Source organism: Buttiauxella sp. WJP83 (assembly GCF_027594725.1).
In the GTDB taxonomy this organism is placed as follows: Bacteria; Pseudomonadota; Gammaproteobacteria; order Enterobacterales; family Enterobacteriaceae; genus Buttiauxella; species Buttiauxella selenatireducens.
The window spans coordinates 1,469,581-1,482,728 of record NZ_CP110080.1 but is presented as its reverse complement, the minus strand read 5'-3'; the positions used below and the strand labels follow the sequence as shown (position 1 = coordinate 1,482,728).

The 13,148-nt window shown below is 47.8% G+C and carries 11 protein-coding genes; 9 read left to right on the top strand and 2 right to left on the bottom strand.

The window, feature by feature from the left end; translation table 11 throughout:
- Positions 1-357 precede the first annotated feature (357 nt).
- Positions 358-1,539, top strand: a complete 1,182-nt coding sequence (gene setB / locus OH773_RS06930; protein ID WP_270144231.1) for a sugar efflux transporter SetB — start codon at positions 358-360, stop codon at positions 1,537-1,539.
- On the opposite strand, the gene OH773_RS06925 is transcribed toward setB, so the two are convergent.
- Positions 1,536-1,790: a YkgJ family cysteine cluster protein gene (locus OH773_RS06925; RefSeq protein WP_183269947.1), complete on the bottom strand. Its 255-nt coding sequence runs from the start codon at positions 1,788-1,790 to the stop codon at positions 1,536-1,538. The two genes, setB and OH773_RS06925, sit on opposite strands and share 4 nt — an antisense overlap.
- A gap of 143 nt (positions 1,791-1,933) precedes the next feature.
- On the opposite strand from OH773_RS06925, the gene yeiP reads away from it, so the two are divergent.
- The 5 genes from yeiP (at position 1,934) to OH773_RS06900 (ending at position 7,959) form a co-directional block, all read left to right on the top strand.
- Positions 1,934-2,506: an elongation factor P-like protein YeiP gene (yeiP, locus tag OH773_RS06920; protein ID WP_183269948.1), complete on the top strand. Its 573-nt coding sequence runs from the start codon at positions 1,934-1,936 to the stop codon at positions 2,504-2,506.
- A gap of 298 nt (positions 2,507-2,804) precedes the next feature.
- Positions 2,805-5,066 carry a type VI secretion system tip protein TssI/VgrG gene (gene tssI / locus OH773_RS06915; protein ID WP_270144228.1) on the top strand — a complete coding sequence of 754 codons (2,262 nt, stop codon included), beginning with the start codon at positions 2,805-2,807 and terminating at the stop codon, positions 5,064-5,066.
- Positions 5,063-6,694 carry a LysM peptidoglycan-binding domain-containing protein gene (locus OH773_RS06910; RefSeq protein ID WP_270144226.1) on the top strand — a complete coding sequence of 544 codons (1,632 nt, stop codon included), beginning with the start codon at positions 5,063-5,065 and terminating at the stop codon, positions 6,692-6,694. The genes tssI and OH773_RS06910 overlap by 4 nt, the downstream gene beginning before the upstream one ends.
- Before the next feature lie 13 nt (positions 6,695-6,707).
- Positions 6,708-7,247, top strand: a complete 540-nt coding sequence (locus OH773_RS06905) for a hypothetical protein (RefSeq protein WP_270144224.1) — start codon at positions 6,708-6,710, stop codon at positions 7,245-7,247.
- A 175-nt stretch (positions 7,248-7,422) separates the two neighbouring features.
- Positions 7,423-7,959 (top strand): hypothetical protein, encoded by a 537-nt coding sequence (locus OH773_RS06900; RefSeq protein ID WP_270144222.1) that lies wholly within the window; start codon positions 7,423-7,425, stop codon positions 7,957-7,959.
- A gap of 61 nt (positions 7,960-8,020) precedes the next feature.
- Here OH773_RS06900 and uxuA read toward each other — a convergent pair whose 3' ends face one another.
- Complete coding sequence (gene uxuA / locus OH773_RS06895; RefSeq protein WP_270144220.1) at positions 8,021-9,214, bottom strand: mannonate dehydratase; 1,194 nt, start codon at positions 9,212-9,214, stop codon at positions 8,021-8,023.
- A 208-nt stretch (positions 9,215-9,422) separates the two neighbouring features.
- On the opposite strand from uxuA, the gene OH773_RS06890 reads away from it, so the two are divergent.
- The 3 genes from OH773_RS06890 (at position 9,423) to OH773_RS06880 (ending at position 12,748) form a co-directional block, all read left to right on the top strand.
- On the top strand, positions 9,423-10,886 hold the full coding sequence (locus tag OH773_RS06890; RefSeq protein WP_270144218.1) for a mannitol dehydrogenase family protein: 1,464 nt from the start codon (positions 9,423-9,425) through the stop codon (positions 10,884-10,886).
- 131 nt (positions 10,887-11,017) lie between these two features.
- A complete protein-coding gene (locus OH773_RS06885; protein WP_270144216.1) occupies positions 11,018-11,998 on the top strand; it encodes a CobW family GTP-binding protein in 981 nt (326 codons plus the stop codon).
- A gap of 42 nt (positions 11,999-12,040) precedes the next feature.
- Positions 12,041-12,748, top strand: a complete 708-nt coding sequence (locus OH773_RS06880; protein ID WP_270144214.1) for a phosphatase PAP2 family protein — start codon at positions 12,041-12,043, stop codon at positions 12,746-12,748.
- The last annotated feature ends 400 nt before the right edge of the window (positions 12,749-13,148 follow it).

The window sequence follows — 13,148 nt, the reverse complement described above, 5'->3', positions numbered from 1 at the left end:
AAATGCGCCATCCCACTCCTGAAACTAAATAAGACGACGCTGAAACGTTTCAATTAGTGTGCATATTCATCATGATTCAGGCAAGACATGTTGATGTTTCGTTACTGAAATTTAGAGCTTCCGCACATTTCACTCAAACCAGGATGTAAAAGCTGAACGAGTTAAAGCGGATTCGTCTATTGAACCGTTTTCTCTTTTACTAAGTATGGCGGCAGTTTCATAAAAAGCTAAACGGCAGTCCCCCACCGCGATGGAGATCCGAAGAGGCTTTTCGTGCCGCCTTTGATTTGATCAACTGTTTATTTACTAACAAGGCGCGTAAACTCCGCGCGTTCATTGATTAGCGACGCCGAGAGCATGCAAAACTCCCCCATAGCAGCAACCCGTAAGCCCCTTGATTTAACGTCTTCCGCCTTTTTGATTGTCGCTTTTCTAACCGGGATTGCAGGTGCATTACAAACTCCAACGCTGAGCCTGTTTCTGACCGAAGAAGTTCATGTTCGTCCAGCAATGGTGGGTTTCTTTTTCACCGGCAGCGCAATCATTGGCATTGCTGTCAGCCAGTTTCTTGCGGGTCGCTCTGACCGGAAAGGCGATCGGAAAGCACTCATTTTTGTCTGCTGCTTGTTAGGCGCGCTCGCTTGCGTGCTATTTGCCTGGAATCGCAACTATTTTGTGTTGCTGTTCGTCGGAGTTTTTCTCAGCAGTTTTGGATCAACCGCTAACCCGCAAATGTTTGCCCTGGCGCGTGAACACGCCGACCGTACCGGTCGCGAGGCCGTCATGTTCAGCTCGATTCTGCGTGCGCAGGTATCACTTGCCTGGGTGATTGGCCCACCTATCGCTTACGCCCTTGCGTTAGGTTTTGGTTTTACCACGATGTACCTTAGTGCCGCGCTGGCGTTTGTGGTTTGCAGTGTAATGGTGCGGATGTTGTTACCCTCGATGCGAAAAGAGGTGGTGACGAAAACAACCACCCTTGAGGCTCCCCGCCGCAATCGCCGTGACGCTCTGATGTTGTTTGTCGCCTGCACCATGATGTGGGGCTGTAACAGTCTCTATATCATTAATATGCCGCTCTACATCATTCATGAATTACATCTGCCGGAGAAACTGGCGGGCGTGATGATGGGGACGGCTGCTGGCCTTGAGATACCCACCATGCTGATCGCCGGTTACTACGCCAAACGCTTCGGTAAGCGTTTCCTGATGCGTATTGCGGCAGTTGCGGGTCTGATGTTCTACATTGGGATGCTGACGCTGCACAACGAGATCATGCTGCTGGGGTTGCAACTGCTGAACGCGATTTTCATCGGTATTTTGGCGGGTATCGGCATGCTCTATTTTCAGGATTTAATGCCAGGCCAGGCTGGAGCAGCAACCACGCTGTATACCAATACCACGCGTGTCGGTTGGATTATCGCGGGGTCGATGGCCGGTGTCGTGGCTGAAATCTGGAATTACCACACCGTGTTTTATATCGCGTTAGGAATGATAGCCATCACCGCTTATTGCATGGTGAAAATCAAAGACATCTAAGGGGCGGTCGCCGCTTCGAGATAAATCAGGTAATCCATGGCTTGTTGGCGCGTCGTGCCACACATTTCACGCGAGGCTTGCAGGCTTGCACAGACCTTGGGTCTTAGCGGTGAAAGGAAGATTTTACAACGCATGTCGGTACCAAGCTGAACGCATGACGTATTGGCCGGTTTGCCATTGGGCATGCCGGGGATTGGGCTGGATACGGAAGGCGCGGTGCAACATGCGCCGCAATCGGGACGACAGTCCATCTGCAATGCTCCGGTGGGCTGACAAGGATCTGGACTGTAGCAGTAGCAACGCGGCTTTACTACATAATCTGCTTGCCTGAACTGCGCCCCGCGAGTAATTTGACGCAATATTTTCGCCCCTCAATTTTTTACAGGAAACATCGATGGCAAGAGCTAACGAAGTCAAAAAAGGTATGGTACTGAATTACAACGGCAAGCTGCTGATTGTTAAAGATATTGATATTCAGGCACCCAGCGCACGTGGCGCAGCAACGCTTTACAAAATGCGTTTTTCTGATGTCCGTACTGGCCAGAAAGTTGAAGAGCGCTTCAAAGGCGACGATATCGTCGACACCATTACTCTGACCCGCCGTTACGTTGATTTCTCTTACATCGATGGCAACGAATACGTGTTCATGGATAAAGAAGATTACACCCCGTATATCTTCACCAAAGATCAGATTGAAGAAGAGCTGCAATTCATTCCTGAAGGTGGCATGCCTGACATGCAGGTTCTGACCTGGGATGGACAATTGCTGGCGCTGGAATTGCCACAGACTGTGGATTTAGAAATCATTGAAACCGCACCTGGCATCAAAGGCGCGTCAGCAAGCTCTCGCACCAAACCTGCAACCATGTCTACAGGGCTTGTGATTCAGGTTCCAGAATATATGGTTACGGGTGAGAAGATCCGTATTCATATCGCTGAAAAACGTTCTATGGGTCGCGCAGACTAATAAGACGCAAACATTCCCTATATTCCAACGGCTTCCACTACAGGGAGCCGTTTTCTTTTTTGTCACTTCTCAGTGACCTGCTCGGTTTAATCGCACCCTCTTATGCCTCCGCCGTCATGGCGGCTTAAATACCCATCCATCTGTTAAATCTGTTTAGAACACACATTCACAAAACAAATTAACCATTTGATATTTAATGCTTTTACTGTGAGTTTACTTAAAAAAAGTAATCTGCATCAAAAAAACAAACACAGAAACGGATTATTCCTTGTCGTCACTCAACGAGAAGGAGATCGACATGTCTTTACAGGGATTACGTTTCACACTGGACGTGGATGGTGCGGAGAAAAATACCTTCGCCGTCGTGCATTTCCAGCTTCAGCAGTGTTATTCCGTTCCGTTTGTGCTGGAGGTGGATGTCGCCAGCGACGTTTTCCGGCTGACTGCGGAGAGAGTGCTGGAGAAGAACGCCACGCTGACCATCTGGCAGGGCGATACGCCGCAGCGTTATGTCACGGGTGTAATCACCACCTTCGGCATGAAAGAAAACACCGGCTGGCAGATGTTATACCGTTTCACTATCCATCCTCCCCTATGGCGTGCAGGCCTGCGCCAGAACTTCCGTATTTTCCAGCAGCAGGATATTCAGACTATTTCAGCGCTCCTGCTGCAGGAAAACGGCATCACTGACTGGCAGCCCTGGTTTTATGAAGACCATGCCGATCGCGAGTTCTGTGTCCAGTACGGGGAAAGCGACCTGGCATTTTTGTCACGTCTATGGGCTGAAGAGGGGATTTTCTTCTTCGACAAGCACTCCCCGGACGGCGCGAGCCAGACATTAACGCTGTGCGATGATAAGGCTGGCCTGGCCCGGGCTGAAAACCCTCTACCATTTAACCCGAACACCCGCGAAGTCACCGGTGAGTGTATCAGCGTGTTTCGCTATGAAGCCTGCATTAGCCCCTCATCGGTATTAAGCCGGGACTACACCTTTAAAATACCCGACTGGCCGGGTCTCTATGACCACGATGCCAGACATCTCAACGGCCAGCGTTCGCAATATAAAATCTTTAATTATCCGGGGCGTTATAAAGACGAACAGCACGGCAACGATTTTACCCGCTACCGGATGGAAGGCCTGCGCAATGATGCAGAAAAAGCCAGCGGCTCGGCCAATACGCCAAAACTGTGGCCCGGTGTGTGCTTTACGCTGACCAGACATCCGCAGGAAAATATGAACCGCAAATGGCAGGTGGTTCGCAGCCTGCTTGTGGGAGAGCAACCACAGGCGTTGCATGGCAGCCAGCGTCGTGGAACCACACTCAGCAACCAGTTTGAAGTGATACCCGCCGACCGCACCTGGCGCTCTACGCCCCTGCCGAAGCCAAAAGTGGATGGCCTGCAGAGCGCGGTCGTCACCGGCCCGCCAGGCGAAGAAATCTTCTGCGATGAGTACGGACGCATTCGGGCCAAATTCATCTGGGACCGTTATCACGGCACCACCGAAGACAGCTCCTGCTGGGTACGCGTTTCCCAGGCGTGGGCAGGCACGGGATTCGGCAACCTCGCCATTCCGCGCGTCGGCCAGGAAGTGATTGTTGATTTTCTCCATGGTGACCCCGACCAGCCCATCGTGATGGGGCGGGCCTATCACGAAGACAACCGTTCACCAGGCGACCTGCCGGGCACCAAAACCCAGATGACGATACGGTCGAAAACCTACAAAGGCAGCGGGTTTAACGAGCTGAAATTCGATGACGCAACCGGCAAGGAGCAGGTCTATATCCATGCACAAAAGAACATGGATACGGAAGTGCTGAACAATCGCACTACCGATGTGAAAGTCGATCACACCGAAACCATCGGCAATAACCAGACAATCACCGTGGGGCTGGGGCAGACAGTCACAGTGGGAAAAGAGAATGCGGGTGGGTATGACCAGAAAATCACAGTAGCAAATGACCGGAAGGTGAACGTCGGCAACGACCAGACGCTGAAAGTGACAAACGACCGCAGCGCCAACATCAGTCACGACGACGGGCTGTATGTGGCAAATGACCGGAAAGTCACGGTGGACGGCAATCAGCACCACAAAACCAGCGGCGATCACATCAGCCTGGTGGAAGGGAAACACAGTCTTGAAGTGAAGGGGGATCTGGCGCAGAAGATTGCCGGTGCGCTGGGAATAAAGGTACAGGGGGCTGTCGTGCTGGAGAGCAACAGTAAAATCACCCTGAAGATGGGAGCGTCGTTTGTCGCGATACATGCGGGTGGCGTGGACATCATGGGGCTGAAAATCAACCTGAATGGCGGTGGCAGCCCGGGAACGCCCGTACAGACACTGAAGCCATCGGTGCTGAAAGAGCTGGCGGATGAAGACGAAAATACGTCAACGTCTCCACACGATGAAAATCAGCCTCCACCACAACCCCCTGAGGAATCTGAACCACCTGACTTACCGCCAGAGTTGAATAACATGCTTGCTTCGCTGAAAGGCGTTGATGGTATTCAGAGTACTGAGCTTGTGTACAAACTGCTTATTGAAGGAGAAATGGAATGACTTCTCAAAAAACGCCAATTTTTGATAAACCACATGATAAGCCGAAAGACTACGACGGCTTGCTGGGATGGTCAGCAGACTGGAAATGTTATATTGATCAGGTAAATAAGCCCGTGCCTCTCGACGACATATGGTCATTATCGCCTGAAGAAGAGAGCGTCATTGTTCATCAGGGAGACACGCTTGGGAAAATAGCGAAAGAACATCACTGTTCAGTTGATGAGCTGGCTTCTTTTAATGGAATAACAAATCCAGCATTGATTTACCCAGGGCAGACAATAAAGATCCCACCTAAGCACTATGCGTACCCTGAAGCCGGAGATGAACAAGGCAGCGATCAATGCACATTGTCATTTTCTTTTGAGGACTTAATTGAGAAGCCCATTGCGGGTTTGAAAGTTAAAGTGGTATCAGCACTGGGCGATGTGTATGAATCCATCACTGATGGAATGGGGAAAATAGAAGATTTCACCATCAGAGCTGAAACCGAGTTGAAAGTCTTTGTTTCCAGCGCAACTGGAAAGATAAAAGAAGTCGCCAGTTTTACACCGCTATTCGGGACGCTGGATATTATTCTTTCCAGTCCCAAAGTCAGGGTAAAAGGAAAAAGCATGGCGTTAACAGGGCCAGCAGGTCATGTCGGAAATGACAGCACAGAAATTAACAAAGTGAATACAGGTCGAGATGCACAGGGTGGCCCCAGAATTCATATAAGCCATACTTGTCCTAATAAATATGACCTGATGCTACTCAAGAATGTCATTTACTGGAATCAGATTATTGCGGCATCCGAGCGCAGCGGTATTATTCCACAGTGTATTGCTGCGGTAATCAGTGCTGAAGCAGCAAAATATACCGGTGGCGTATGGAAACCGACTTCAGTCTGTATTGACTCTGGGAACACAACAGCCCTGGAAACTGTTTATAAAAGCTCTGCAGCGGGCATGACACAGTTTTTAAATGGTTCATGGATGTCTGAAACCTTCAGGGAAGGCACTTATCTCTATGAACAAGCGAATGCGCAAGGGTTGATTGCGGATAAGCCAGCATTAGACAGAAACGGAGTTGAACGAAGAAATCGCCACGGCGAAATTAAATATGAAAAGAAGTTTGAGGTCGCTCCTGATGTCTGGAAAAACTTAAACGAACTCATCAGGCAACGCTTCATTACAGGTAAAACGCCCTATCCTCGTGGAGCCACGTCGGCTGTACAACAATGGCTGAATCTCCGGTTCAAACCCGAATATGCGATTATGGCCGCCGTGGATTATGGCGTGGCAAACTTAGCCTCCCTGAAAAATGCGGGTTATAACATTGATGGCCTCAACGATGCAGAAAAATCCAAACTCATTTATTTGACTCATCATCTGGGATTAGGTGATGCCATGTTATTTATCAAAAACAAGATCTCAGAAGAGAAAGCTACCAAATTATTGAAAGCTCAGGTGGGGAGGAGATCTGCTGCTGCAAGGTGTACAGAAGAAGGGTGTTATGTCAAAGCCCACAGAAAATGGTTAATAGAATATATAGACTACAACATTAATCTTTTTGGTTATTTCTGTCCTGAACTAACCAAATCGCCTCAACTAAAAGATGTGAAACTAGAAAAAATTTTAGATGAAATTTAAATTGGATACAATTATGAACAGGTTTTTATTAATAATAATCGCATCACTAACTTATTCCACCGTTAGCATTGCAGCGTGTAATTCTAAATATCAAACATGTGAAAAAACAACATTGGGTCTTATTGAGCTAAAAGATCGAGAGGATTCAGGTGATGATTATTCCCACATACTCCTGAACGGAAGAGAGATATATAAGGCTAAAGCTGATTATATGGTTATAGATACAGGTGGTAGTGATGGTGTTTTTAAAAATAAAAAATACCTCATAACTAAAGCTACCATTTCTTATGTGTCAGATGATGCGTGTTATTCAAATAAGATCGTAGGACATTGCTCAATGAATGTTGTTCTTGACTTAACTAGCGGCAAACCTGTTATTTCCAATGAATTTTATGCCGATTATGGTCCCTCACATATCACCTGGGTCTCATGGGGTAAAGCCAATTCGATCATTGTTATTGATGATTATTTACGGTTTAAATATGCAAATGGACACGTTGAACAGGTCACTAAAGTGAAAGATGCTGCTGGCACTAGCAGTGAAGGGAAATAGGCTTTAATTACTGAGTGGTATGAAATCTGTGGGCGTTATAACCACGCCCACAGAGGATGACTAATGAAATATATTAACTATGCTATCAAACTTTTGGCTATTTATGCCCCTCCCAAAAGCAGGGAGATGTAGACTGAGTTGATGTTATTGGAAATAATTTAACACTGGAGTTATCATGAAGAAGCACTTATTAACAATATCTTTATTTTTGTACACTATTACAGGATTTGCCGATTGCAATCCTGATGCTTCAAATTGCATTAACACAATAACGGGACCACTTGAACAGATAACAAAATCTCACTCAGGTGATGATTATTCATATCTGACGCTTAACGGCAAAGAGATATATAAAGCAAAAGCTGATTATATGGTTGTAGGTGAAAGTGATAGCGATGGTATTTTTAAAGAAAAAAAATATCTAATGACAAAAGCTACCATTTCGTACACATCAGATGATGCGTGTTATTCCAATAAAGTTGTAGCACATTGCTCTATGAAGGTTATTCTTGACTTAACTAGCGGCAAACCTGTTATTTCCAATGAATTTTATGCCGATTATGGCCCCTCACGTATCACCTGGGTCTCATGGGGTAAAGCCAATTCGATCATTGTTATTGATGATTATTTACGGTTTAAATATGCAAATGGACACGTTGAACAAGTCACCAAAGTGAAAGATGCTGCTGGCACTAGCATTGAAGGTAAATAGACATTTACTACAAAGTATTGCACCAGGCGGGTGATGTTGTGCACACCCGCCTGGTTTCAAACTACTTCAGCAAATCCGGGAATAACGTCTGTTTCAGAGCCAGCTCTACACCGCGCACTTCAGCCAGACCTTTCAGGCGACCAATCGCTGAATAACCAGGGTTGGTTTTCTTGTGCAGATCGTCAAGCATCTGGTGGCCGTGATCCGGACGCATCGGAATTGGACGTACATCACCGCTGTTTTTACGGCGCTGTTCTTCCGTCAGAATCGCTTTTACCACCGCAACCATGTTTACGTCACCTTGCAGGTGCGCGCCTTCATGGAAGGTTTTCGGGTTATCTTCGCGGCACGTTGCACGCAGATGGGTGAAGTGAATACGATCCCCGAAAGTTTCAATCATACGCACCAGGTCGTTGTCCGCGCGAACGCCATAAGAACCGGTACACATGGTGAAGCCGTTATGAATGCTATCAACGGTTTCTTTCAGCCATTGCATATCTTCAATTGTCGATACGATGCGTGGCAGACCGAGGATAGTACGCGGTGGATCGTCCGGGTGAACCGCCAGACGTACACCGACTTCTTCCGCTACCGCAACAATCGCACGCAAGAAATACGCCATGTTCTCACGCAGTTGTTCTTTATTGATACCGTCGTATTCAGCAAGGCGTGCACGGAACTGGTCCAGGGTGTACCCCTCTTCCGCGCCCGGCAAACCGGCAATGATATTGCGCGTCAGTTTTTCTTTTTCGGCATCTGACATGTTGCTGAAGTAGTCCAGCGCCTGACGCTGTTCTTCTTCGCTGTAATCTGCCTCAGCGCCTTTGCGCTTGAGGATGTGCAATTCAAATGCTGCAAAAGCAATCTGGTCAAAGCGCAACGCTTTTGAACCATCTGGCAATTCGTACTCAAGATCGGTACGCGTCCAGTCCAGAATTGGCATGAAGTTGTAGCACACGGTGTCGATGCCACATTCTGCCAGGTTACGAATGCTTTGCTGGTAGTTAGCGATATGCTTATCGTATTCACCGGTGTGAGTTTTAATTTCTTCATGAACCGGAATACTTTCTACTACTGACCAGGTCAGTCCTTTCGCTGCCAACACGGCTTGACGCTCTTTAATGTCAGCAACTGGCCACACTTCACCATTTGGGATGTGATGCAGAGCAGTAACGACACCGGTCGCGCCCGCCTGACGCACATCATCCAGAGATACCGGGTCTTTTGGGCCGTACCAACGCCATGTTTGTTCCATCGACAGTTCCTCAGTTAAGTTGTCATACCAATTCTTTTTACCACATTGACTACTACCATACTGAATTCTTCTTTTCGGTCAAATTTTGCGGTTACATTGGTTGATCCAGCTCACATTAAATGGATAAAGACGGCACACCAATTTAATTTGCTGTCATATAACTTTAGACTGCGCAATGTTACCAATTCGTTAATCAGGATTTACATTTATGAATACAATTGCTTCGGTCACGCTCCCTGCCGATGTTCAGCAACCACGCTATGATCGCCTGGCGTTAAAAACCCGCATCGTCCATTTTGGCTTTGGGGCGTTTCACCGCGCGCACCAGGCATTGTTGACCGATCGGGTGCTCAATAAATTGGGGGGTGATTGGGGCATTTGTGAAATAAGTCTGTTTAGCGGCGACAAGTTGATGAGTGCGTTGCGAGACCAGGACCACCTCTATACCGTGCTGGAAAAAGGCCGCGAGGGTAATCAGGCGATTGTTGTTGGTGCAGTTAACGAATGTCTGAATGCAAAACTCGATGGCCTGGAAGCCATTATCGAGAAATTCTGCGAGCCGCAGGTGGCGATTGTTTCCCTGACCGTGACCGAAAAGGGTTATTGCATCGACCCCGCGACCGGAAAACTCGACAGCAATAATGAACGGATTATTCACGATCTACAGCATCCCACCGCGCCACATTCAGCGCCCGGTATTTTGGTTGAAGCCCTCAATCGCCGCCGCGAACGAGGATTACGTCCCTTTACCGTGCTTTCATGCGACAACATTCCTGACAACGGCCATGTGGTACGCAATGCGGTGATTGGCATGGCAGAAACCCGCAGCCAGGAATTGGCCGACTGGATCCGAGAGCACGTGACCTTCCCTAGCACTATGGTTGACAGAATTGTCCCTGCTGCAACGCCAGAATCTTTGCGCGAAATCACTGAAACATTAGGCGTCGAAGATCCGTGTGCGATTTCAGGTGAACCATTTATCCAATGGGTTATTGAAGATAACTTTGTTGCTGGCCGTCCGGCATGGGAAGAAGTGGGCGTTGAAATGGTCGACGACGTGATGCCGTGGGAACAGATGAAGCTGCGCATGCTCAACGGTAGCCACTCCTTCCTCGCGTATCTCGGCTACCTCGCGGGCTATCAGCATGTCAATGATTGCATGGCTGATGACAATTTCCGCCTGGCCGCGCATCGTTTAATGATGCACGAACAAGCGCCAACACTACGCGTTACGGGCGTTGATTTGCAGCGGTATGCGCATAACTTACTTGAGCGTTTCGAAAATCCAGCGCTAAAACACCGAACCTGGCAAATCGCGATGGATGGTAGCCAGAAGCTACCACAGCGCATGTTGGAAAGTGTACGCTGGCACCTGCAACAAGGTGACGAATGGCCATGCCTGGCATTGGGTATTGCCGGATGGATGCGCTATGTCAGCGGCACCGATGACGCTGGCAACGAGATTGATATTCGCGATCCGTTGGCCGGGAAGATAAAAACGCTGGTTGAAGGCAGCACTCCTGAAGAACGTGTTCACGCTTTGCTCAGCCTGCAAGAAATCTTCGGTAGCGACCTGCCTGCTGATGAACAATTTGTCGAAAACATCTGTGCCGCATGGAACGAATTATGTAGCAATGGCGCACGCGCAGCCGTCGCTAAACGGGTCGGTTAATTTAACAATCAATGCCTTTAAGCGTGCTTCACAAGGATGTGATGCCCACTCAGGCTTCCTTTTCTCGCAAATGTTGTTCAGGATTGTGATAATCATTCACGTAAGGTTCACTTAACCTGTCCGGAGCGCCTGTGACTAAAACCAACCTGATTACCGGTTTTCTCGGTAGCGGAAAAACCACCACCATTTTACATTTGCTGGCCAATAAACCCGAGCATGAAAAATGGGCGGTGCTGGTCAATGAATTTGGTGAAGTCGGTATCGACGGCGCGTTATTCGCTGACAGTGGTGCATTATTGAAAGAAATCCCCGGCGGCTGTATGTGTTGTGTGAATGGGCTGCCGATGCAAGTTGGCCTAAACACGCTTCTGCGCCAGGGTAAACCCGACCGCTTGCTCATCGAACCTACCGGTCTGGGTCATCCTAAACAAATTCTCGACATGCTGACTGCCGAGGTTTACCAACCGTGGATAGAACTCAACGCCACGATTTGTTTGCTCGACCCGCGCCAGTTACTTGATGAACGGGTTGTGAATAATGATAATTTCCGCGATCAGCTCGCCGCGGCCGATATTATCATTGCGAACAAAGAAGACCGTGCCAGCGATGAAAGCCGCCGTGCATTGGCCGAATGGCAACAGCGCGAAGCGGCGGGTCGTGAAATTATTCCCGCTCATAACGGCAACATCGACAGCAGCCTCCTCGATAAACCGCGTCAAAATCACCGAGAACTGCCTTCCAGCCCCGATCATAATCATAGTCACGCCGTATCTAAGGGGCTTGCTGCATTAAGTCTGCCCGAGCATCAACGCTGGAGACGCAGCATTAATAGTGGCCAGGGCTATGTCGGTTGCGGCTGGATATTTGATGCAGACACAGTCTTTGACACCGTTGGGATTCTGGAATGGGCCAGGCTTGCCCCAGTCGACCGCGTTAAAGGTGTCCTGCGTATTCCGGAAGGCTTAGTACGAATTAATCGTCAGGGTCTTGATTTCCATATCGAAACACAAAATGTTGCGCCGCCAGATAGCCGTATTGAGTTGATCCATAGCGGTGAAGTTGACTGGAATACGTTGCAATCATCGTTGTTGAAGTTACGTTTAAGTTTGTAAGCCTACCCTTTCGCCCTTTGTTAAAAAATCTCGTGATATTGTATGAATACTATTCGATTTCCTCTTATCCTGGTGCTGAACGCACTGGGATTTGCTCTCTTTTTTAGCTGGTATCTGCCTTCAGGACACGGCTATTGGTTCGTTATTGATTCCAACATCTTCCATTTCTTTAACCGTGAACTGGTTAAGAGCCATGCCTTCCTGGTACTTGTCGCTGTGACCAATAATCGGGTGTTCGATGGCATTTCGTTATTAGCTATGGGTTCGCTGTTTTTCTTCTACTGGCGCAAAGAGTCAGCAGCCGGTCGCCGCCGTATGGTTATCATGGGCATCGTGATGTTATTTTGCGCAATTATTATTAATCAACTCGGCCATCTGATTCCGGAATCTCACGTCAGCCCTACGCTGTATTTCACCGATATTTATCGGGTCAGCGAACTGCTGCATTTCCCGACAAAGGATGCGTCTAAAGACAGTTTTCCTGGCGACCATGGATTAATGCTGCTGATTTACACCGGCTTCATGCTGCGATATTTCGGCAAAAAAGCGTTCGCCATTGCCGTTATTATTTTTCTGATTTTCATGATGCCGCGCATGATGATAGGCGCACATTGGTTTACTGATATTTTTGTCGGTTCACTCTCTATTGCGCTTGTTTGCTTACCATGGGTGCTTTTAACCACAATAAGTGACGGGTTAATTAACCTCCTGGACCGCTATTTACCTCAACTGCACAAAGCAAATGATTAACATCTGATAAACACGATTAAATTTTAATCATCAGAGAACGGAATGATCTCTGGTGATTTTTCATTCCCTCACCAAAACCGTCTAATATTTAACCTTTCCGCTTCTCCAGACAAAAGAAGCATTTGCACATTTAAGCAGCAATTTCGTTTAACAAATACGCAATATTTCTTATCATTCCTTAACATCACAATTTCTTATAAAAAATCAGATAAAACCTCTCGCCACGCCAGTGCTGATAGGGTACCCTCGAATACGTTTTGTGCTTAAAGCCAAATCATTCGCAGTGTGAATAAATTTGTGCGTCATACCACAGTTTTGTGCATAAGCAATTGTTTCATGGCGCTCAGGTAATTAGTCTCGTCACGTTGGCATTTTGTATAACGATATTTATCGTTAAGGA